The sequence below is a fragment of the uncultured Pseudokineococcus sp. genome (assembly GCF_947495735.1).
Taxonomy (GTDB): domain Bacteria; phylum Actinomycetota; class Actinomycetes; order Actinomycetales; family Quadrisphaeraceae; genus Pseudokineococcus.
The window spans coordinates 35,053-56,135 of record NZ_CANMAA010000011.1 but is presented as its reverse complement, the minus strand read 5'-3'; the positions used below and the strand labels follow the sequence as shown (position 1 = coordinate 56,135).

At 78.2% G+C, this 21,083-nt stretch carries 20 protein-coding genes and 1 riboswitch; of the genes, 11 read left to right on the top strand and 9 right to left on the bottom strand.

The annotated features are described in order from the left end of the window. Nucleotides 1-143: 143 nt before the first annotated feature. Nucleotides 144-1,463, bottom strand: coding sequence for an aspartate aminotransferase family protein (locus Q0848_RS14155; RefSeq protein ID WP_299038642.1), 1,320 nt, complete (start codon nucleotides 1,461-1,463; stop codon nucleotides 144-146). Between the two features lie 47 nt (nucleotides 1,464-1,510). Next, entirely contained in the window at nucleotides 1,511-2,059 is a 549-nt protein-coding gene (locus Q0848_RS14150; protein WP_299038640.1) for a DivIVA domain-containing protein, read from the bottom strand. Between the two features lie 227 nt (nucleotides 2,060-2,286). On the opposite strand from Q0848_RS14150, the gene Q0848_RS14145 reads away from it, so the two are divergent. Beyond that, nucleotides 2,287-2,601, top strand: a complete 315-nt coding sequence (locus tag Q0848_RS14145) for a hypothetical protein (RefSeq protein WP_299038638.1) — start codon at nucleotides 2,287-2,289, stop codon at nucleotides 2,599-2,601. A 33-nt stretch (nucleotides 2,602-2,634) separates the two neighbouring features. Here the strand turns inward: Q0848_RS14145 and Q0848_RS14140 are convergent, their stop codons facing one another. After that, nucleotides 2,635-4,233 carry an amidohydrolase gene (locus Q0848_RS14140; protein ID WP_299038636.1) on the bottom strand — a complete coding sequence of 533 codons (1,599 nt, stop codon included), beginning with the start codon at nucleotides 4,231-4,233 and terminating at the stop codon, nucleotides 2,635-2,637. Nucleotides 4,234-4,485: 252 nt separating this feature from the next. Here Q0848_RS14140 and Q0848_RS14135 point away from each other — a divergent pair, with 252 nt between their 5' ends. After that, a complete protein-coding gene (locus tag Q0848_RS14135) occupies nucleotides 4,486-5,835 on the top strand; it encodes an ATP-binding protein (RefSeq protein ID WP_299038634.1) in 1,350 nt (449 codons plus the stop codon). Between the two features lie 159 nt (nucleotides 5,836-5,994). On the opposite strand, the gene Q0848_RS14130 is transcribed toward Q0848_RS14135, so the two are convergent. Together Q0848_RS14130 and Q0848_RS14125 are read right to left on the bottom strand one after the other, a co-directional pair. Next, the gene (locus Q0848_RS14130) at nucleotides 5,995-6,912 is read right to left on the bottom strand and encodes an NADP-dependent oxidoreductase (RefSeq protein WP_299038632.1); all 918 of its coding nucleotides are present in this window, start codon (nucleotides 6,910-6,912) and stop codon (nucleotides 5,995-5,997) included. Nucleotides 6,913-7,026: 114 nt separating this feature from the next. Further along, nucleotides 7,027-7,326 (bottom strand): DUF2218 domain-containing protein, encoded by a 300-nt coding sequence (locus tag Q0848_RS14125; protein ID WP_299038630.1) that lies wholly within the window; start codon nucleotides 7,324-7,326, stop codon nucleotides 7,027-7,029. A 127-nt stretch (nucleotides 7,327-7,453) separates the two neighbouring features. Here Q0848_RS14125 and Q0848_RS14120 point away from each other — a divergent pair, with 127 nt between their 5' ends. The 4 genes from Q0848_RS14120 to Q0848_RS14105 all read left to right on the top strand — a co-directional run bounded on the left by Q0848_RS14120 (nucleotide 7,454) and on the right by Q0848_RS14105 (nucleotide 10,103). Next, complete coding sequence (locus tag Q0848_RS14120) at nucleotides 7,454-7,966, top strand: GNAT family N-acetyltransferase (RefSeq protein WP_299038628.1); 513 nt, start codon at nucleotides 7,454-7,456, stop codon at nucleotides 7,964-7,966. Next, the gene (locus Q0848_RS14115) at nucleotides 7,966-8,787 is read left to right on the top strand and encodes a hypothetical protein (RefSeq protein WP_299038627.1); all 822 of its coding nucleotides are present in this window, start codon (nucleotides 7,966-7,968) and stop codon (nucleotides 8,785-8,787) included. Before Q0848_RS14120 ends, Q0848_RS14115 begins: the two co-directional genes overlap by 1 nt. A 438-nt stretch (nucleotides 8,788-9,225) precedes the next feature. Further along, nucleotides 9,226-9,825 carry a hypothetical protein gene (locus Q0848_RS14110; protein WP_299038625.1) on the top strand — a complete coding sequence of 200 codons (600 nt, stop codon included), beginning with the start codon at nucleotides 9,226-9,228 and terminating at the stop codon, nucleotides 9,823-9,825. Beyond that, on the top strand, nucleotides 9,822-10,103 hold the full coding sequence (locus Q0848_RS14105; protein WP_299038623.1) for a hypothetical protein: 282 nt from the start codon (nucleotides 9,822-9,824) through the stop codon (nucleotides 10,101-10,103). The genes Q0848_RS14110 and Q0848_RS14105 overlap by 4 nt, the downstream gene beginning before the upstream one ends. A 96-nt stretch (nucleotides 10,104-10,199) precedes the next feature. Here the strand turns inward: Q0848_RS14105 and Q0848_RS14100 are convergent, their stop codons facing one another. Beyond that, the gene (locus Q0848_RS14100; RefSeq protein WP_299038621.1) at nucleotides 10,200-11,408 is read right to left on the bottom strand and encodes a serine hydrolase; all 1,209 of its coding nucleotides are present in this window, start codon (nucleotides 11,406-11,408) and stop codon (nucleotides 10,200-10,202) included. Nucleotides 11,409-11,488: 80 nt separating this feature from the next. After that, on the bottom strand, nucleotides 11,489-12,655 hold the full coding sequence (locus tag Q0848_RS14095; RefSeq protein WP_299038619.1) for an App1 family protein: 1,167 nt from the start codon (nucleotides 12,653-12,655) through the stop codon (nucleotides 11,489-11,491). Between the two features lie 100 nt (nucleotides 12,656-12,755). Next, nucleotides 12,756-12,891, top strand: a riboswitch (SAM riboswitch). A 66-nt stretch (nucleotides 12,892-12,957) separates the two neighbouring features. On the opposite strand from Q0848_RS14095, the gene Q0848_RS14090 reads away from it, so the two are divergent. The 5 genes from Q0848_RS14090 to Q0848_RS14070 all read left to right on the top strand — a co-directional run bounded on the left by Q0848_RS14090 (nucleotide 12,958) and on the right by Q0848_RS14070 (nucleotide 19,058). After that, entirely contained in the window at nucleotides 12,958-14,136 is a 1,179-nt protein-coding gene (locus Q0848_RS14090) for a 5-methyltetrahydropteroyltriglutamate--homocysteine S-methyltransferase (RefSeq protein WP_299038617.1), read from the top strand. A gap of 183 nt (nucleotides 14,137-14,319) precedes the next feature. Further along, on the top strand, nucleotides 14,320-14,508 hold the full coding sequence (locus Q0848_RS14085; RefSeq protein ID WP_299038616.1) for a hypothetical protein: 189 nt from the start codon (nucleotides 14,320-14,322) through the stop codon (nucleotides 14,506-14,508). Between the two features lie 199 nt (nucleotides 14,509-14,707). Continuing rightward, entirely contained in the window at nucleotides 14,708-17,047 is a 2,340-nt protein-coding gene (locus Q0848_RS14080) for a bifunctional diguanylate cyclase/phosphodiesterase (protein WP_299038615.1), read from the top strand. Between the two features lie 161 nt (nucleotides 17,048-17,208). After that, entirely contained in the window at nucleotides 17,209-18,009 is an 801-nt protein-coding gene (locus tag Q0848_RS14075) for an endonuclease/exonuclease/phosphatase family protein (protein WP_299038614.1), read from the top strand. Between the two features lie 65 nt (nucleotides 18,010-18,074). Then, nucleotides 18,075-19,058 carry an acetylxylan esterase gene (locus tag Q0848_RS14070; RefSeq protein ID WP_299038612.1) on the top strand — a complete coding sequence of 328 codons (984 nt, stop codon included), beginning with the start codon at nucleotides 18,075-18,077 and terminating at the stop codon, nucleotides 19,056-19,058. Between the two features lie 78 nt (nucleotides 19,059-19,136). Here the strand turns inward: Q0848_RS14070 and Q0848_RS14065 are convergent, their stop codons facing one another. Beyond that, nucleotides 19,137-19,775, bottom strand: coding sequence for a GNAT family N-acetyltransferase (locus Q0848_RS14065; RefSeq protein ID WP_299038610.1), 639 nt, complete (start codon nucleotides 19,773-19,775; stop codon nucleotides 19,137-19,139). Between the two features lie 45 nt (nucleotides 19,776-19,820). Further along, complete coding sequence (locus Q0848_RS14060; protein WP_299038608.1) at nucleotides 19,821-21,026, bottom strand: metallophosphoesterase family protein; 1,206 nt, start codon at nucleotides 21,024-21,026, stop codon at nucleotides 19,821-19,823. Between the last annotated feature and the right edge of the window lie 57 nt (nucleotides 21,027-21,083).

The following is a 21,083-nucleotide window of genomic DNA, read 5'->3' as shown; positions in this document are numbered from 1 at the left end:
AAGGTGCCGACGAAGTGCCGGGGAGGGCGCCTCGGGGCGGCAAGGTGCCGACGAAGTGCGGGGAAGGGCGGCTCGGGGCGGCGGGGTGTCGACAGAGTGCGGGGGAAGGGGCCCTCGGGCGGCAGGGTGTCGACGAGGTGCGGTCAGCGCTGGGCGGCGTCGACGGCCTCGAGGGCGTCGACGAGCAGGCCGAGGCCCTCCTCGGCCTCGTCGGCGGTGAGGGTCAGCGGCGGGGCGACGCGGATGACGTTGCCGTGCAGGCCGCCCTTGCCGACGAGCAGGCCGCGGGCCCTCGTCTCCTCGAGCACGGCGGCGGCCGCGGCGGGGTGCGGGGCGTAGCCGTCGGGGCCCACCAGCTCCAGGCCCGCCATGAGGCCGACGCCGCGGACCTCGGCGACGAGCGGCAGCCGGTCGGCCGCGCGCTGCAGCCCCTCGTGCAGCACCGCGCCGAGCCGCGCGGCGTTGCCCTGCAGGTCGTGGTCGAGCACGTGGTCGAGGACCGCGTTGGCGGCGGCCGTCGCGACCGGGTTGCCGCCGAACGTCGAGATGCCCTGCGCCCCCAGGCAGTCCATGACGTCGCCCCGCGCGACGACGCCGCCGATGGCGTACCCCCCGGCCAGGCCCTTGGCGAACGTCATCACGTCGGGCACGACGCCGGAGGCCTCGATGCCGAAGAAGGAGCGACCGGTGCGGCCCCAGGCGGTCTGCACCTCGTCGCTGATGAACAGGACGCCGGTCTCGTCGAGCACCTCCTTGTACGCCGCGAGCAGCCGCGGCGGCGGGACGGCGAAGCCGCCGACGCCCTGCACGGGCTCGGCGATCAGGCACGCGACGTCGCCCGCCGTCGCCACGTCGAGGAGCTCGCGCAGGTCGGCCACGCACGCGTCGACGTAGGCGTCGTCGTCGAGGTGCCGGAAGCTGCTGCGGAACCGGTAGCCGCCCTGCAGGTAGGTGGTCTGCAGCGGGGAGAAGCTGGACGCCGACCACGAGCGGTTCCCCGTGACGCCCACGGTGGCGAAGCTGCGCCCGTGGTAGCTGTTGCGCAGCGCCAGCACCTGGTTGGAGCGGCGGTGCGTCATGGCGAGCAGCAGGGCCACCTCGTTGGCCTCGGTGCCCGAGCTGGTGAAGAACACCTTCGCGTCGGGGATGCGCGAGAGCCGCGCGATCTTCTCGGCCAGCTCGACCTGGCTGCGCAGCAGGTACAGCGTCGAGGTGTGCACGACCCCGCGGCCGATCTGCTCGGTGACGGCCTCGCGCAGCGCGGGCAGGTCGTAGCCGACCATGTTCGTGAGGATGCCGCCGAAGAAGTCCAGGTAGGTGCGCCCGCGGCTGTCGGTGACGCGGTTGCCCGAGCCGCTCACGAGCTCCAGCGGCTCGTCGTAGTACAGCCCCGTCCACGCGGGCGCCACCCTCTGGTGCCGGGCGAGGAGGTCGTCGGGCGGTTCCGTCGGCGAGCTGGTCATGGGTCCCTCCCCGGGGGCGGTGGAGCCCGAGCGTAGGGGCGCCGGCGTCAGCCGCCGAGGTCGGCCAGCGCGTGCGCGACGCGCTCGACCAGCTCGTCGACGGCGGCGACGTCGTAGCCGCCGCGGCGGGTGGAGCCGAAGCGCGCGGCGCGGACGTCGTCCACCGACAGGCCCGGTCCGCCGGCGCCGCGGTGCGCCAGCGCGGAGGCGGCCCGGCGCAGCAGCGCGTCGACGTCCTCGCGCACGTAGCCGGGGGCCAGCAGGGCCGCGCCCGGCAGGTGGACGGCGCGCAGGTCCGCCGCCGTCAGGACCGGGGCGGCGGCGTGCCGGCCGACGCGGGGGGTGCGCCGCAGCGCGTCGGCCAGGCGGTCGAGCAGGTCGTCGACGGCGCCGACGTCGTAGCCGGCTCGCCACGGCACCTGGGTGAAGGTGACCGCGTGGACGTCGTCGGAGGTCAGCCCGGGGCCGGTCCCGTCGAGGGCTCCCGCGGCGCGCTGCAGGAAGGCGTCCACCTCGGCGACGTCGTAGCCCTCGCCGAACCGGCGCACGGGCAGCTCGGTGCCGCGCAGCTCGGCGGCGGTGATCGGGGTGCTCACGAGGACGTGCATCGGCAGGCGGGCCCGGCCACCGAGGCGTCGCGCGCGCGGTCCCCCGGGAGGGCCAGTGCGCCGCGGGCCCGGGCGGCAGCGGGCCGGTGCCGCCGAGGCCGGCGCCGTCTGCACGGCCCCGCGCACCGGGACGACGGCGTGGGTCCTGGGACGCGCTCCCGCACGAGGCGGCACCCGCTGGTGGCCTCCGACCGCGGACCGGCCACGCTGGTCCCATGGTGCGCGTGCCGGAGGGCCGGTCGACGGTCGGTGGGGTCCTGGTCGTCCTGGCCGCGGGGTTCGCCGCGGCGGCCTGCCTGCTGACCGGCCTGACCCTCGAGGACGACGGGTCGGGCCGCTCGGAGGGAGGGCTCTACCAGGCCGTCCGGGTGGCGTGGCTGCTCGCCGCGGGCGCGGCCACGGCGCTCGGCGCGCTCGCGTGGTCGCGCGCGCGGGGCACCGGCCGGCCGCGCGCGCTGCTGGTGGCGGCGGCGTCGACGGCGCTGTGGACCGCCGTCGCCCTGCTCGCGGGCTGGGACCCGGTGCGCTGAGGCCCGCCGGACCCCGCGGAGGTCGCCGCGCCGTCAGCGGCGCAGCGCTGGGCTGCGGTGCGTCCACAGCCCGCCGACGAGCGTGCCGAGCACCTCGGGGTCCCGCAGCGCCGCGGGCCCTCGCCGAGCGAGGACGTCGGCCGGTTCCTCGGCCAGCAGGACGAGGTCGGCGACGTCGCCGACGCGCACGTGCGAGCGCCCGCCGCAGGAGGCCGCCAGGGCCTGCGGCAGCGTCAGGTGCTGGTCGGGGTGCCAGGCGTCGCGCTCGTCGAGGGTGCGGTGCACGGCGCTCGCGACGGCGTCCCACGGGTCGAGCGGGGCGACCGGCGCGTCCGAGCCGAGGACGACGTCGGCCCCCGCCGCCGCCAGCGCGGCGTACGGGAAGGCCCGGGACGTCGCGCCGGCCCAGTGCAGGTCGGCGAGGTCGCGGTCGTCGACGGCGTGCCGCGGCTGCACGCTCGCCGTCACGCCCAGCGCGGCGAAGCGCCCGAGGTCCTCGGGCAGCACCTGCTGGGCGTGCTCCACGCGGCCGCGGCACCCCGCCGCCTCGTAGGCGTCGAGGGCCGTGCGCACTCCCGCGTCGCCGATGGCGTGCACCGCCGTCGTCAGCCCCGCGGAGGTCGCCCGGCGCAGCAGGCCCTCGAGCTCGGCCGCGGGCAGCAGGAGCATCCCGTGCGACGGCGCCCCCGCGCGGGCTTCCGGGTAGGCGCTGGAGCAGTAGGCGGTCCGCGTCCCCAGCGACCCGTCGACGAACACCTTGAGCGGCCCGAGCCGCACGCGCTCGGCCGCGACCGGGTCGGCGACGCCGGGCAGCGGGTCGCCGCTGCGCAGCCCCGCCGCGAGCACGCCGTCGAGGTGCTCGCGCCAGACGCCCACGGCCACGCGCAGCGCGGGCCCGACACCGGGCTCGGCGCCGTCAGCCACCGGGCGGGCGACGGCGGCCCGCCGCGCCCAGTCCTCGACGGGCGCGCGCTGCAGGTCGACCACCGCGGTGGTGCCCCGGGCGGCTGCGTCCTGCGTCGCGCCGAGCGTCCAGGCGTCGCCGACCTCGGGGGGCACGGCGCCGGCGTCCCCCAGCAGCGCCATGGCCGCGCCCTCGACGACGAGGCCCGCGGCGGCCGCGGCGCCGAAGCGCTCGACCACCCGGAAGCGCCGGACGGCCTCGCTGCTGCACCACGCGCTGTGCAGGTCCTGGCTCGCCACGACGACGGCCCGCCCGGGCAGGGCGGCGTCCAGGTGCTCCGCGCGCGGCGCCCGCGCCCACAGGCCGTCGCGGAAGCCCCGGCCCACGAGGACGTCGTCGCGCCGCCCCCGCCCGGCGTCGGCGGCCGCGAGCACCGCCGCCGCCTCCTGCGGGCTCGCGGCGGCGGAGACGTCGGGCCGGCGCGCCGCAGCCGCCCAGTCCGACAGGTGCACGTGCGCGTCCACCAGGCCGGGCAGCAGGGCCGCGCCGCCGGCGTCGACGACCGGCACGGCGGCGCCGGGACCGGCCTCGGGGCCCAGTGTCCCGGCGTCGGCCACGGCGGCGACGCGCCCGCGCGCCACCAGCACGTCGCGCGGACGCCGGGGGTCGGGCGCGCCCGCCAGGCGCACCGCGCGCAGCAGCACCCCGTCCTCCCGCTGCCCGTCCACGCCGCGCATCCTGCTGCACGGCCCGGCCGCACGGCGCCGGCGCACCGCGTCCCCGCCCGCGCGCGCCCGGCGCGGCGCGCAGACGGGGAGGACGAAGTCTCGGTCGCGACGACCGCCAGGGCTCTGACCTGCGACGACGCCCCGCCGGGTCGGGTTCGTCCTCCCCGTCGGCAGCGGTCCGGCTCCGGCGGCCCGTCGGCGGCGCCGCGGACGGCGCCGTCCGCCCCGCGCCGGCGCCCGCAGACTGGACGCGTGAGCAGCGACGACCTCCTCCCGCCCGACGACCGGCTCGCCGGCGGCTCGCCGCTCGACGGCGAGCCGCCCCTGGTGCGCCGCGCCCTGCAGGTGCTCGGCGAGCTGCTGACCGGCGCCCAGGCGGGCAGCGGCACGGCGGGCGGGTTCGTCGAGGCCCACCTCGGGCAGGCGCACACCTCGCTGGTGCTCGAGCGGGTCGAGCTCACGCACACGCAGTCGGTCTCCGTGGGGGCCGTGGTCGCCGACCTCCTCGCCGCCCACCCCACCGCCGTGCTCGGGCCGGTCGAGGACGGCGAGGCGCCGACGTGGACGCGCATCGACCTCGACGGCGACCACGTGTCCGTGCCGTCCTCGGCCGCCGTCGCGCTCCCCGCCGGTACGGCGGCGGCGGTCGACGTCGTGGTGCAGCTCTCGCGCAACGAGTTCGACCCGGACCCGGCGTCCCTGCGGGTGCTCGCCCGGCCCGCGGACCACGCCGCGGCGCGCGCGCTGGTGGATGAGGTGCTGGCCACGGCCCGGCGCGACAAGGGCTTCTTCCGCGGCCGGGTGCTGCACGCCGGCTCACGCCTGCCGCTGGAGCTGGAGCCCACCTCGCTCGGGCCCGGCGGGCGCGAGGACCTCGTCCTGCCGGCGGCCGTGTGGGCGGAGGTCGACGCCGCGACCTCGGCGCTGACGACGCGCGCCGACGTCCTGCGCGAGATGGGGCTGGGCACCAACCGCGGGGTGCTGCTCGCGGGCCCGCCCGGAGTGGGCAAGAGCGCCCTGAGCCGGGTGGTGGCGCGCGAGATGGCGGGGGACTTCACCGTCATCGTGGTCGACGCCGCCGCGGCCAGCAGCGTCCTGCGGCAGGTGTACCGGGAGACCGCCGACCTGGGCCCGTGCGTCGTCGTCCTCGAGGACGTGGACCTCTACCTCGGCGACCGCCGGGCCGGCGCCCGCGGCACGGCGCTGGCCGACTTCCTCGCGGTCCTCGACGGCACCGAGGTCTACACCGACGTCCTCACCCTGGCCTCGACGAACGACCCCGCCGCGCTCGACGCGGCGGTGACCCGCTCGGCCCGCTTCGACAGCGTCATCACGCTCGAGCCGCCGGACCGCGCGGCGTGCGCGCGCATCCTCGACCGCTACCTGGGGCGGCTGGCGCCGGGCGCGACGCCGGCGGCCGCGACCGTCGACACCGCCGCCGTCGCGTGCTCCCTGCCGGCCGGGGTGACCGGCGCCGACCTGCGCGAGGTCGTGCGCCGGGCCGTGCTGGACCACGGCCGCGAGCTCACCACCGAGCGGCTCCTGCGCGTCGTCGCCGACGGCCGCTGGCAGGCCGAGCCGCTGACCGGCAGCTACCTCTAGCGCCCGCCGCGGCCGGACGGGCGGGGGCCTGTCCGGCCGCGGCGACGCTCGACCGTCGGCGCGCTCGGCCGACGGAGACGCCCTCGGCCGACGGTGACGCCCTCAGCCCTCGGTGACGCCCTCAGCCCTCGGTGACGCCCTCAGCCCTCGGTGACGCCCTCAGCCCTCGGTGACGCGCAGGGCGACCTTGCCGCGCACGTGGCCGCCCTGGGACAGGCGCACCGCGTCGGCGGTCTGCTCCAGCGGGAAGGACTGCTGCACCTCGACGCGCAGCTGCCCGCGCTCGACGACGGCCGTCAGCCGCCCCAGCGCCGCGGCGTCGGGACGCACCCAGACCCACCGGCCGCCGTGCTCCTCGACGGTCGGGTCGGTGATGGAGGCGTGGCGGCCGTCCTCGGCGAGCACGGCCAGGGTCTGCTCGAGGACGCCGCCGACGGTGTCGAGCACCACCGTGGCGCCCTCGGGGGCCAGGGCCCGCACGCGGTCCTCGAGGCCCTCGCCGTAGACGACCGGCTCGGCGCCGAGGTCGCGCAGGAAGTCGTGGTTGCGCTCGCTGGCCGTCCCGACGACGCGGGCGCCCAGCGCGGCGGCGATCTGCACGGCGAGGTGGCCCACGCCGCCGGAGGCGCCGTGCACGAGCACGACGTCGTCGGAGCCGACCTCGAGCAGCTCGACCATCCGCAGCGCGGTCAGGCCGGCCAGGGGCAGGCCGCCGGCCTCGTCCCACGACATCGCCGCGGGCTTGCGGGCCACGCTCACGGCCGGCACGGCGAGCTTCTCGGCGTACGTGCCGCCCTGGACGAGGTCCTTGCGGGCGTAGGTGAGGACCTCGTCGCCGACGGCGAGCTCGGGGACGTCCGGCCCGGTGGCGACGACGACGCCCGCGGCGTCCCAGCCCGGGACCACGGGGAAGACGACGTCCATGAGGCCGTCCAGCCCGCCCCCCATGAGCTTCCAGTCGACGGGGTTGACCGAGGCCGAGCGGACCTCGACGAGGACCGCTGACGGGGCCAGCTTCGGGTCGGGCAGGTCGGAGAGGTGCAGGACCTCGAGGTCGCCGTAGGCGTCGTAGCTCATCGCTCGCATGCCCGGGCAACGGCGCGCTGCGCCGCACCCTTCCCGCCCCGCCCCTGCTGGAGCGCCCGGCGGGGCGGCGCCACCCGGGCGGGGGAGGCGCCCGCCCCGACCGGGTCAGGACTCCCAGCGGACGGTGACGCCCTCCTTCGCGGCGAAGCGCTCGAGGTGACCGCCGAGGACCTCCTGCACCCGCTCCAGCGACGCGGCGTCGGGGGCGTGCGCCAGCAGGACCAGGCGCGCGGCCTCGGCGCGCACGACGCCGCGGCCGCTGCCGATGGCCAGCTCCTCGCCCTCGGCGGTGCTCTCCAGCGGCGCCTTGCGGGACAGGTGCGAGACGAGCTGCTTCGCCCAGCGCTCGGGCCGGTCGACCTCGACGTCGGCGCGGGCGGTCAGGGGTGCGGCGGGCGTGTCCATGCCGTCATCCTCACCCGCCGCCGGGGGCGGCGGGTGAGGCGGGGCGTCACCCGGGAGGGGCCCGGACGGGGCGGGCGGGACGCACCGCGGCGGGTCGGCGGGACCTCGTGCGGCAGGCTGGCCCCTCGTGGAGCTGCGCGGGCGTCGGGACGAGGACCTCCCCGGAGCTGCCCGGCTCCTGGCGCGGGTGCACACCGCGGACGGCTACCCCTCGCGCTGGCCGGAGGACCCCGGGGCCTGGCTCACCCCGACCGGGCAGCGCGGCGCCTGGGTCGTCGCCGGCGAGGACGGGGACGTCCTGGGCCACGTCGCCCTCGTCGACCGGGCGCCCGGGCGAGGGCTGGCGAGCGACGCCCCCGTGGAGGTCGTGCGGCTGTTCGTCGACCCCGCCCGGCGCCGCTGCGGCGTCGCCGCGCTCCTGCTCGCCGCGGCGGTGGCCCGGGCGGACGAGCTCGGGCTCGACGTCGACCTCCAGGTCGTGGCGGCGAGCGCGCGGGCGGTGACCGCCTACGAGCGCCTGGGCTGGCGGGAGGTCCGTCGTCACGCGGCGGCGTGGACCTCGGCGTCCGGCGAGCACCCCGAGGTGGTCCGGATGGTCCCCCCGCCGCGCGCCGGGGCCGGCGGTCGGGGGGCGGCCTGATGGCCGTCGCCCTCCTGGCGGCCCTGGCCGCGATGCTGGCCAACACCGCGGCCACCCTGCTGGAGTCCCACGGCAGCCGCCGGGCGAGGACCCGCGGGCCGGTGTGGCGCGAGCCGACCTACCTCGCCGGGCTGGCGCTCGACGCGCTCGGCTGGCTCCTCGCCGTGGTGGCGCTGCGCAGCCTGCCCGTCATCACCGTCCAGTCCGTGCTCACGTCCTCCGTCGCGCTCACGACCCTGGCCTCCTACCGCTTCCGCGTGCGCGACCTGCCGGGGGCCCAGCTGGCCGGCGTGCTCGGGGTGGTGGTGGGGCTGGTGCTCGTCGCGGGGTCCTCGTCGGGCGACCGCCCTCCGGACCTGCCGACCGGGGCCGCGCCCGTGCTCCTGGCCACCGCGGTCCTCCTGGCCGTCCTCGTCGTGCCGCTGACCCGCTGCGGCCGCCCCTTCCTCGTGGCGGCCGTCGCCGGGATCTCCTACGGCGGCGCCGCGCTGGGGGTGCGGGCGCTGCACCTGACCCCCGACGTCGGCGCCGACCTCGCCCTCCTGGCGCGACCGCTCCTGTGGGCGGTGGTCCTCTTCGGCGTCGTGGGCGTGGTGCTCGTCGCCGCGGCCCTGCGCGACGGCGCGCCCGGTCCCGTGACGGCGGTCCTGTCGGTCACCGAGGTCGTCGTCCCGGGCTCGGCGGGCCTCGTGCTGCTCGGCGACGCCGTGCGACCGGGCTGGGGATGGGCGCTGGTGGTGGGCGTGGTCGCCGTCGTGGGCTCGGTCGCCGTCCTCGCCCGCGCGCGGGGGTCGCACCTGGAGGAGGCCCGCGCGGTCTGAGCCCGCCCGGGCGGTGGGAGCCGACGGGCGCGCGCGCCGGTCCGCGGAGGTGCGGGTCGGTCGACGGTGGAGGATCGTGGCGCCCCAGCGGATCTCGCGCTGGTCCGTCCGCGCGGCACTCCCGCCCGGAGGGCCGGCCGGGGCGCCCGCTGCTGGTCCCGGAGCGTCCCCGCTCCAGCCGGGTCGGCCGCGACGGCGGCCCGGCACCGATCCGCCGAGCGGCCCCCGCCGGTGCACCGCCCCTGATCCCGGCTGGTGCGCCAGCGCCCTCCGACGACGCGCCTCCCGGCGCCACGACCCCGCTCGACGACCTCAGGGCTCCCGGCAGCGCCGGAGCGCCCGGGCGGGGCGCCGCACCCGCTCACCCCCTGCCCGCCCCCCGGCGGCAGCCGCTCGACGCACGCGCGGGCCCCCCGGCCCGCGCACCGAGGAGACGCCATGGCCCGCACCAGCACCAGAGACCGCCGCAGCACAGGAGGTGGGCGCAGCACCGTCGTGCGGACCCTGCACGACGCCGGGCTGGCCGCCTGGTTCGGCGGCGCGCTGATGGGGACCGTCGGCCTCAACGGCGCCGTCGGCCGCATCAGCGACCCGACCGAGCGCTTCCCCGTCGCGACCGCCGGCTGGGCTCGCTGGGCCCCCCTGCAGGGGGTGGCCATCGGCGCCCACCTCCTCGGCGGCGCGGTGCTCCTGCACCGCGAGCGCGGCCGGGTGGCGGCCCAGGCGGGCGTGGGGGCCAGCAGCACGGCCAAGGTCGCGGTCACCGCCGCCGCCCTGGTCGCCGCCGGCCGCACGGCCGCCCTCGGCGCGCGGGCCGCGGCCGTGGGCGCCGTCCCGACGCGCGACGGCGTGCGCCCGCTCCCCTCCACGCCCGGCGACGTCGCCGTCCTGCAGCAGCAGCTGCGGGTGTGGCAGTGGTCCGTCCCCGTCCTCACCGGCGCGCTCGTCGCCCTGACCGCGCAGCAGGGCGAGATGCAGCGGCCGGCGCAGGTCTCCCGAGGTCTCGTCCGCACGGCCATGTCGGGGTGGCGGCGATGACCGAGTCGGCACCGGAGTCGCTCGCCTCGCTCCAGCACCGGCTGCAGCTGGTGGTGAACGCCACCACGGCGACCCACCGCGGCGCCCGGCACGGGGAGGCGATGGAGGCCCTGCAGCGAGCGCTCGTCGCGGCGGACCTGCCCGACCAACCGGCGCCCTGGATGCGCAGCTCCGCCTCGGAGATCTGCGCCGGCCGGCTGGTGGTCCTCAACAACTACGAGATCCCCGACGAGCTCGAGCAGGTGGAGCCCGACCCCGAGCAGCACGCCGCCGGCTGAGGCGGACGGGACCGGTGACGAGCGAGCCCGCCACCTCGAGGAGGTGGCGGGCTCGCTCCGGTCAGGAGGTGCCGGGTGCTCCGGCGCCGCCGGCGGCTAGCGCCGGGAGCCGCGGCGACGCCGCCGCAGGAGCACCCGCGCCCGCAGCGCCACGACGGCGAGGGCGAGGGCGCCGAGGAGGCCGAGCGCGACGACGCCGAGGGCGGGCAGCGCCGCGCCGCCGGAGCGCTCGGGGTCCGCGGGCTCGTCGAGGGCGGCGCGGACGGCCTGGGCGACCTCCGCGTCCTGGGCGGCGGCCGCGGTCGGCGTCGGCGTCGGTGCGGGCGGTGCCGCGGCGACCTGGGCGTGCACGATCTGCGCGGCCTCGGAGAGGTAGGGGTCGGCTGCCGCCGTCGGCGAGCGCCCGTCCTCGGTCTCGCTGAGCAGGACGATGACGGTCTCGCGCCCCTCCTCGAGGAGGTAGCCGCCGGCGTGGCTGACCTCGGAGGTGTCGCCCGTCTTGCTGGCGACCGGCACGCCCGGCAGGGCGGGGACGATCTTGGTGTCGAGCTCCTGCTCGCGCAGCCAGCCCAGGAGCAGGTCCCGCGAGGCGGGCGTCAGCACCTCGCCCTCGTGGACGGCGCGGAACAGCTCGACCGTGCTGGCGGTGTCGAGGTCGTTGCTCTCGCTCTTCGGTCCCGAGGAGAAGAAGAGCCGGCCCATGTGCGTGGGCTCGAGCCCGAGGTCGTCGACGAGCCGCTGGACCTCCTCGAGGCCGATCATCTCCGCGAGCACGTTGCTGGCCGTGTTGTCGCTGACCGTGAGGGCCAGCTCGCAGAGCTCGGCCACCGTGGCTCCGTAGGGGGAGGGGTACCCGGCGAGGACGCCCGTGCCGGGCACGTCGTCGGCGTTCGTCACGGTCTCGACCTCGTCGAGGGACAGGTCGCCGCGGTCGACGGCGCGCAGGGCGGCCGTGACGAGCGCCACCTTGATGAGGGAGGCGGACGTGAACGGCTCGGTGGACCCCACGACCACCGGCCCGTCCGTCAGCGTGGCGTCGCCGAGCGACTGCACGCCGACGGACAGGCGCACGTCGTCCTCGGCGGCCTCCTCGACGAGGGCCTCCAGCGGCGCCACCTCGAGCCGGCCGGCCGTCGGGGGCGCGGTGAGGGAGCCCGTCGAGGAGGTCCCCGTCGAGGAGGTCCCCGTCGTCGAGGGCGCCGGGGTCGACGCGACGGCCGCCGCGGGCGCCACGACGGCGACGGCGACGGCGAGCGCCAGGGCGCGACCCAGCACGGGGGTGAGGCGGTCGTGGAGAGGGCTCACGCCGCGATGATGCCCCGGGCGCGGGCCGCCCGGGCGCAGCGGCACCCCGCCCGGGGCTCGGTGCACCCGGTCGGGACGGGCTACGCGCGCTCGCCGGCGCGGTCCTCGAGCAGCGGCGCCAGCCGCTCCAGCAGCTCCCGTCCGTCGGGGGCGCTGACGACGGGCACCTCGCCCTCGTGGTCGACGGACGCGGTCGCCCCCGGGCCGACCTGGCGGATGGCCACCGCCTCGACCGAGGACGGGAAGCGACGCGCGAGGTCGCGGTAGATGTCGGGGTCGTGCTCGCCGTCGTCGCCGACGAGGACCCAGCGCACATCGGGGAGCTCGTGCACGAGGCGCTCCAGCGTCTCCCGCTTGTGGCGGCGGCCGTCGCGGAACCAGCTCTCCGGCAGCACGCCCCAGTCGGTCATGAGGACGGGACCGGCGGGGAAGCGGTGGCGGCGCAGGAAGCGCACGACCGGCCCGTTGAGGTTCCACGCGCCGTTGGAGAGGTAGACGACGGGCGCGTGCGGCACGTCCTGCACGACCGCGCGCAGCAGCGCGCCGATGCCCGGCACGGGGTGCCGGTCGGCGCTGGAGCGCGCGACGGTCCGCCACGCCGCCAGCAGCGGCGTGGACAGGCCCGTCACCCACACCGTGTCGTCGACGTCGCAGACGACCCCGCGGACGGCGCCGGGCCGCACGACGTGGACGACCCCCTGCAGCGGCGGGCGGCCGGGCACGCGCAGCTCCACCTCCGCCGGGCCGGGGGCGAGCTCGACGTCGACGACGGCGTCCAGCAGCCCCGAGCTGTCGCTGCGCACGGTCGTGCTCACCCCGCCGACGCGCACCTGGACCTCCTGGTCGGGCAGCTCCAGCGTCAGGAAGCGCTGCCAGCCGGGGACGCCGACCCGGCGCGAGGGCTCGGTCTCCCGCGGCGCCAGGAGCACCCGGCCCAGCACCCGCACGGCGCGAGGACCCCCGAGGCCCGGGTAGCTGAGCAGCGCGGGGGTCCAGCCCGCCCGGCGCGCGAGCGCCGCGACGGCGTCCCGCACTCCCGTCTGCGCCGCGTACGCGAGGCGGACCCCGCGCGGGGCGTCCGCGGGCGCGTGGCCCGGGCCCCGCCCCTCGGTGTCGTGGCCGTCTGGCCCGTGGCCCCCGGTGTCGTGGCCCTCCGCGTGCTGGCCGTCGAGGGCGTGGCCGTGAGGTGCGCCGCGGCCCTCCGGGGTGTCGGGGGCGTCGCGGTCGTCGTCGTGGGGGGAGGGCACGGCCCCAGCGTGCCGCAGCGGCGCCGCCGCCCGCGCGCCGCCGTCTCGACGTGCGGGAGCGGGGGCGAGGGCCGGTGCGCGCCGTCTACCCTCCCGGCCAGGTCACGAGTGCCAGCGCTAACCCCCGGGTGGCTGGCCGGCAACCCTCTCTCGCGGTGGGGTGCCCCGGGTGATGACCCGGACGCCGTCCGGAGCACCTGCCCGCAGGTGCGCGCCGACGGCGTCAAGCGCGGGAGACGCCCGTCTCACCGTGCCCCGTCCGAGGACGGCGCCGCGCGTCGTCCTCCTGCGCAGGGAGTCCCATGACCACCAGCACCAGCACCAGCACCAGCTCCGGGACCAGCTCCGGGACCGGCGACCTGGCTGCCGGCCCGCCCTTCCGCGCCGAGCACGTCGGCAGCCTGCTGCGCCCGGCCGCGGTGGCGCGCGCCCGCGCCCGGCGGGCGGAGGGCGAGATCTCCGCGCAGCAGCTCGCCGACGCCGAGGACCGTGCCGTGCGCGACCTCGTCCGCCGCCAGGCGGACGTCGGCCTGCAGGTGGCCACCGACGGCGAGGTGCGCCGCGACTTCTGGCACGAGGACTTCATCTTCGCCCTCGAGGGGGTGGAGCCCGACGGGGTCGGCCAGGTCCCCTTCACGGGCGCCGACGGCGAGCAGGTCCTCGCGCCGATCACGGGGCGCCGCGTCACCGGGCCGGTGCGCCTGGGCGAGACCGTCTTCGCCGACGCGCTGGCCTCCCTCCAGGCGGCCGTCGCGCAGGAGGGGACCGGGGCGACGCCGAAGCTGACGATCCCCTCGCCGAACATGGTCCACAACGCCTTCACGCCGATCGCCTTCGACGGCGCCTACGACGACGAGGAGGAGCTGCGGGCGGACGTCGCCGCGGCCTACCGCGAGCAGGTGGCCCGCGTGCACGCCGCCGGCCTGCGCTACCTCCAGCTCGACGACGTCAGCCTGACCTTCCTGGGGGACCCGCAGCACCAGGAGCGCATGGGGCTGTCCGGCGCGCAGCTGCAGGAGGCCGTCGGCGGGTTCGTCCGCCAGTTCAACGCCGCCCTCGAGGGCCGCCCCCGCGACCTCGTGGTCTCCACGCACCTGTGCCGCGGCAACTTCCGCTCGGCGTGGGCGCTGAGCGGGGGGTACGACGTCGTCGCGGAGCAGCTCTTCAACGACCTGGACGTCGACGCGTACTTCCTCGAGTTCGACGACGAGCGCTCGGGCTCCCTCGAGGTGCTGCGCCACCTGCCGCCGGGCAAGACCGTCGTGCTGGGCCTGGTGACCTCCAAGACCCCGGAGCTGGAGGACCCCGACGCCCTGCGCCGCCGGATCGACGAGGCGGCCCGGTACGCCCCGCTGGAGCAGCTGGCGCTCTCCCCGCAGTGCGGCTTCTCCTCCACGCACGAGGGCAACGCGCTCACCGAGGACGAGCAGTGGGCCAAGCTGGCGCGCGTCGTGGACGTCGCCCGCAGCGTCTGGGGCTGAGCCGCGCGTCCGAGGGGAGCTGCGCCGCAGCCGCCCTCGGACGCCGCGGGGGGACCTGCTCGTCCGTGCGGGTGGGGGCGGCGGGCGGTGGGCGCGGGGGCCGGAACATCCCGTACCGGCAGGGCCTTGCCCCTGGTGAGCGGGCGATCTGCCCGTGCGCCGCACCGATCGTCAGGACCCGCCGTGCTCTCCGCTCTGTCGTCCATGCTCGACCCCTCCAGCGCCGCGGCCGCGGCGCGCACGCTCGACCTGCACGGCGCCGCCGCGGCGCACCGCGCCTCGAGCGCTCGCGGCCACCGGCGCACCGCCGCTCGCACGACCGGCACCTCGGCGGCGCCGGCCTCGCAGGCCCGCCGCCCCGAGCGGGGCTGAGCGCCCCGCACCCCGCGCCGGCCGGCTGACGCCGTCCGCCGAGGACGCCCCCTCCGCCCCGGGACCGTCGGTCCCGGGGCGGACCTGCGCCCGCGGCCGCGCCGCCCGAGGAGCGTCCGGCGTCCGGGCCACGCGGGCTCGCCCCCGCTCAAGCGGTCGGGGGGCCTGCCGATGCACTGGTGTGCCGGAGGGGGTGGAGGTGCTGACGCGCGAGCGGGCCGTGCTCGCGCACGCCGCCCCGGCCGCGCTGCTGTGCGCGGCCGTCGTCCTCCTGCCGCCCGGGCTCCTCCCGCAGCTCGCGCTCCTCGCGGGGACCCTCCTGGGCGCCGCCGGCGTCGTCGTGGGGATCCGGCGCCACCGGCCGGTGCGCCCGCTCGGGTGGTGGCTGCTCGGCTCCGGCCTGGTGGCGCGGGGCGTCGGCGACGTCGTCCAAGGCGTCTCCGAGGCGCTGGGCCGGGACCCCTCCCCGTCGCCCGCGGACGCGACCCACCTGGCGGCCCACCTGCTCGTGGCGGGCGGCCTCGTCCTCCACCTGCGCGAGCGCGCGCGGGGGGCGCGGAGCGGGACGCTGCTGGACGCGGCCGTGGTCGTCAGCGGGCTCGTCCTGCTGGCCTGGGTCGTCGTCGTGGAGCCCGTCCTGGCGGCGTCGTCCGCCGGAGGGCCCGCGCACGTCGTCGGCGTGGCCCACCTGCTGTGCGACGTGCTCCTGCTGGGGCTGCTCGTCCCCCACCTGGCCCTGCCGGGCGGCCGGAGCACGTCGGCGCACCTCCTGGGCGCCTCGCTCGTGGCCGTGCTGGCGGCGGACGCGGCGCACGCGCACCTCGTGGTGGTCCCGGGGCTCGACGCCGCGGGTGCCAGCGCCGTCCACCTGGCGTCCTCCCTGCTGCTCGGCGCCGCCGCGCTGCACCCGACCATGCGCGAGGCCGGTGCGGCCCCGGTCGAGGTGCTGCCCGCGGCGGGAGCGCTCACCCGCCGTCGGACCGCGGCGCTCGTGACGGCGGTCCTGGTGGCCCCCGGCGTCCTCACCGTCCAGCTGCTGCTCGGGGACGGCGTCTCGGGATGGCCCGTCGTCGTCGCCACCGTCGTGATGGTGCTGCTCGTCGTCGCGCGGACGGAGGCGGCCGTGCGCGCCGTCGCCCGCGCCGCGCACGAGCGCGAGGTGCTGCAGGCCCGCGTGGCGCACGAGGCGGCCCACGACCCGCTCACCGGTCTGCCGAACCGGGCGCGCGCCCTGGCCGTGCTGGAGATGGCCCTGCACGCCGAGGCCCGCGCGCGGCGCGACGACGGCCGGGCTGCGGGGCTCCTGCTCGTGGACCTCGACCGCTTCACCCAGGTCAACGACCGCTTCGGCCCCTGCGCGGGCGACGCCGTGCTGCGCGGCGCCGCCGAGCGCCTGCGGGCGCTGGTCCGCGCCGACGACCTCGTCGGCCGGCTCGGCGCGGACGAGTTCGTCGTCGTCCTCGGCCGCCGCACGGAGGAGGAGCTGCGGGAGACGGCCGACCTGGTCGTCGTGGCGCTGGCGGTGCCGCTGCTCGCCCAGGGGCAGGAGGTGCGGGTCGGCGCGAGCGTCGGCGCCACCCTCGCGAGCCGCGACTGCGGCGGCGCCCCGGCGGTGCTGGGCGACGCCGTGGTGGCGCTGGGCCGGGCCAAGCGGGGCGGCCGCGGCCGCGCCGTGGTCGCCGACGCCCCGCTCCGGCGCGAGCTCGACGAGCAGGCGCAGCTGGAGGCCGCCCTGCGCGAGGGGCTGGCCGCCGGCGAGCTCCTCCTGCACTACCAGCCCGTGCACGACGTCGCGTCGGGCGCCGTCACCGGCTACGAGGCGCTGGTGCGGTGGGACCGGCCCGGCCACGGCCCCGTGCCGCCGGACGACTTCGTGCCCGTGGCCGAGCGGTCCGACCTCGTGTGCGACCTCGACCGCTGGGTGCTCGCCGAGGCGACCCGCCAGATGGCGGCGTGGACCGCGGCCGACCCGGTGGGCTTCGCCGGGCGGACGGTCGCCGTCAACGTCTCGGGCCGCCACCTCGCGCGGCGCGCCGTCGTCGACTCCGTCGCGCAGGCGCTGCGCCGCTCCGGCCTCGCCCCGGCGCAGCTGGTCGTGGAGATCACCGAGACGGTGCTCGTGGACGCCTCGACGGCGTGCGAGCACCTCGCCGCGATCCGGGCGCTGGGGGTCGCGGTCAGCATCGACGACTTCGGCACCGGCTACACGTCCATGGCCCAGCTGCAGCACCTGCCCGCCGACACCCTCAAGGTGGACCGCTCCTTCGTCTCCGGCGGGTCCCCGGCCGCGCGCGACCTGCTCGCGCTGATGGTGCACGCCGGGCACGCCGCGGGCCTGGTGGTGCTCGCCGAGGGCGTCGAGGAGGCCGCGCAGCTGGACGACCTGCGCGCCCTCGGCTGCGACCTGGCCCAGGGGTTCCTGCTGGCCCGCCCGCTCAGGCCCGACCAGGTGCCCGCGCACGGGTCCTCCGCGCCGCCGAGCCCGGTGCCCGTGCAGGTCGGGCGGCGCCGGGCGCACGCCCTGCCCGCCCGGGCCTGAGGCCCTCCCGCGTCCGAGGCCCTCCCGCGTCCGAGGCCGTCCCGGGCGGGGCCGCCCGGCGCCGGGGCCACCGCGAGCCGGTCGCTCGTCACCGGACCGCCGTCCGCCCGACCGCCCCCGCTCACCCGCGCGTGGCGGGCGGGGAGCCACGCTGCGCCACCATGACGACTCCCCGGCACCACCGCCCCTGGTCGCTGCTCGCCGCCCTCGCGTCCCTCGTCGTCGCCGCGGTCGCGGTGGCGCCCGGCGCCTCCGCCGAGCCGCGGCGCGAGGTGTCGCTGCTGCAGATGAACCTGTGCCTGTCCGGCTTCGCCGGCTGCTTCGGGGACACCGCCTACCCCGCCGTCCTCGACGAGGCCGTGCTGCGGGTCCGCGAGCACGCGCCCGACGCGGTGTCCCTCAACGAGGCCTGCAGCGGGGACGCCGAGCGGCTCGGCGAGCAGACCGGCTACGAGGTGGCCTTCACGACGGTCGTCTACGGCGGGGCGCCGCTGCCGTGCCGCACGCCCGAGGGGCGGGGCGTCTTCGGCAACGCCGTCCTGACGCGCGACGCGCAGGTCCGGCGCGACGAGGCGCCGTTCGCCTCCCAGCTCGGGTCGGAGGAGCGCCGCTGGCTGTGCGTGACGACCACGCGGGACGTCACCACCTGCACGACCCACCTGGCGGTGGCCGGGTCGCCCGGGGCGACCGCGAACCAGGACGCCCAGTGCCGCGAGCTCGCCGAGGTCATGGCCGCCCAGGGCCTGCGCCGGGCGGTGCTCGTGGCGGGTGACGTGAACCGGCGGACGGACTGCGCCCCCGTGGGCGCCTGGACGCGCACGGACGCCGCCGCCGAGCAGCTGCCCGGCATCCAGCACGTCATGGGGACGCTGTCGTCGCTGGCGCCGCTCTCGACCGAGGTCGTGCCGATGACCCGCACCGACCACGACGCGCTGCTGGTGACGAGCCGCCTGCGCGGCTGAGCCCGACGGGCCGTCGACCGGCGCGCCGCGAGCAGCGGTCCGCGCGGGCGCGCCAGGATGCGCGCGTGCTGACCGACATGACCGAGGCCGAGCTCTGGGACCACCGCAGCAGCCAGCGCGACCCCGAGGGCCTGGACGACTTCTGGGCGCGGACGCTCGCCGAGGCGCGGGCCGCGGGGGGCGAGGTCGTCACGACGCCGGTCGCGACGTGCCTGACCGCCGTCGAGGTCCACGACGTCACGTTCCCCGGCTTCGGCGGGGAGCCGGTCCGCGCGTGGCTGCGGCTGCCGGCGGCGGCGCTGCGCGGGGAGGGGCGGCTGCCGGTCGTCGTCGAGTACGTCGGCTACGGCGGCGGTCGGGGCGCGCCGGAGGAGTCGCTGCTGTGGGCGAGCGCCGGCTTCGCGCACCTGCACATGGACACCCGCGGGCAGGGCTCGGGGTGGACCCGGGGCGACACCCCGGACAGCGGCCCGGCCGGCCCGCAGGTGCCCGGCGTCATGACGCGCGGCATCACCTCGCGCGAGACCTACTACTACCGGCGGCTGTTCACCGACGCGGCCCGCGCCGTGGACGCCGCGCGGACGCTGGACGTCGTCGACCCCGAGCGCGTCGCCGTCGTCGGCACGAGCCAGGGCGGGGGCACCGCGATCGCCGCCGCGGCGCTCGTCCCCGACGTCGCGGCGCTGGCGGCCAAGGTGCCGTTCCTCTGCGACTTCCCGCGCGCCATCACCATCACCGACGACGACCCGTTCTCCGAGGTGGCCCGCTACCTGGCCACCCACCGCGAGCAGGTCGACGCCGTGATGGAGGTCCTCGCGCACTTCGACGGCGTCAACCTCGCCCGGCGGGGCCGTGCGCCGGCGCGGTTCTCCGCCGCGCTGATGGACTCGATCGTGCCGCCGTCGACGGTCTTCGGGGCCTTCCACGCCTACGGCGGGCCCAAGGAGATGGCGCTCTGGCCGTTCAACGGCCACGAGGGCGGCGGCATCGCCGACGACGTGGCCATGGTCGCCTTCCTGCGCGAGCACCTGGGCGTCCCGGGGGAGTAGCGGCCCGCGCGCCGGCGGCTCGCGTGCGGCGGGCCCGCTCGTCGCCCGTCGGGAACGGCGGGCGCCGGGCCGGCGGCGTCAGGTCGTGCTGCGCCCGAGGTAGGCGGTGCCGCCGGCTCCGGGCACGGGGACCTGGACGAAGCCGAGGCGGTCGTAGAAGCCGCGCGCGCGGGTGTTCGCGGTGGCCACGCCGAGGTGGACGGCCGGTGCCCCGGCGCGCGCGGCGGCGGCGAGGAAGGTCTCGACGAGCGCTCGTCCGTGCCCCGCGCCCTGGTGGCTGGGCAGCAGGTCGACGTGCAGGTGCGCGGGGTGGTCCACCAGCTCGGGCACGAGCATCCGCTCGGGGCGGTGGTGCAGGGCGACCATCTCCTCGTCCGGCGTCGTCAGCGGCGGGGACGGCGGCGCGGGGTAGCGGTGCGCCAGGCGGGGGATCCACACGTCGCGGCAGGCGCGGACGAACCGCTCCGTGTCGGCGGTGCCCACGACGTAGCCGACCGCCCGCGTGCCGTCGTCGAGGACGAAGGCCAGGTCGGGCTCGAGGTGGACGTACGGGCCGGCGTACACGTCGGCCACGACGTCGCCGCTGGCGTAGATCCCCGTCGCGTCGCCGCCGCCGTCCGCCGTGCGGAGGCAGATGTCGTACACGGCCGCCAGGTCGCTCTCGCGGTAGGGGCGGACGACGGCCGGCGGGGTCTGCGGCGGGGGTGCGCTGGTCATGGGGCGGACCGTAGAGGTGCCGGCCGCGTGCGGCGCGGCTCGGCGTCAGCGCACCCAGCCGGGCAGGGGCAGCGGGTCGCGCGGCTGGTCGCCCGGCGAGACGTCGACGCCGAGGTCCCGGGCGAAGACCGGACGGGTGCTCACGAGCGCGCCCTCGACGTCCTCGCTCAGCTCGAAGACCCTGGCGCCCCGCAGGTGGTGGTCGCGCTCCCCGCCGAGGCCGTAGGTCCCGAACCCCGTGCCCGGGCCGTAGCCCAGCCGGACGCCGTAGTAGTCGCCGTCGTAGGTGTTGATGTGGTCGTGGCCGCAGTAGTAGCCGCGCACGTCGCCGCGGCCGAGCATCGCCGCGTACAGGCCGCTGTTGAAGGCGCCCGGGTACTCGCGCTCGTGGCGCTCGCCCGTGATGCCGTGGCGCCGGACGGCCGCCTCGTGCGACGCCTCGGTGCGCTCCTCGACCGAGCCCCACCACATGTGGCGGTGCTCCCAGAGGGGGATGTGGGCGAACGCCAGGCCGGGGACAGGTCGGCCGTTGCGCCGCTCGAGCTCCCGCGAGGTGTCGGCGTACCAGGCCACCTGGTCCTGGCGCACCCAGTCGTAGGCCTCCAGGGACTCGGTGCTCTGGCCGGCGATCTGGTCGGGGCGGTAGCGACCGCTGTCGAGGAGCCACAGCGCGGCGGCCGCCCGACGGCTCCCGGCGGCCCCGCTGCCCACCTCGAGGACGCCGTTGCCCGTGCCGGTGACGTCCGCCCCCGGCGGGTTGACGTTGTGCGGGTACCGGCGGAAGAAGCCGAGCACGGCCGCCTCGTCCACCCCGGTGAGGGGTGTGGAGTCCTCGTCGTGGTTGCCGAAGGTCGCCGCCCACGCGACCCCGCGCTCCTCGATGGGCGCGACGACGTTGTTGAGCGCCTGCAGCGCCTCGAGCCTCGTGGTCGGGCCGTCGGTGATGATGTCGCCGACGACGACGACGACGTCGGGCCGGACCTCGTCGAGGACGGCGCCGATCAGCTCGACGGTGCGGCGGTCGATGCGCTGGTCGTCCTGGGTGTCGTTGATCTGGACGACGCGGAAGGTGCCGTCCTGCCGGAACCGCAGCGGCGTGCGAGCGGCCCGGGCCCGGGCGGCGCTCGCCGGACCGGCGCCGGCGACGACCGCCCCCAGCGCACCGGCGGCGCCCGCGGCGCCGAGGAGCGACCGGCGGCTCGGGCGCGGGGTCGCCGCGGCGTCGGGCTCGGAGGAGCGAGGTGTCGGCACGTGGGCCCCCTGGGCGGTCGGACGGGACGATCCCGGCGCGCCGGACGCTAGGAGCCG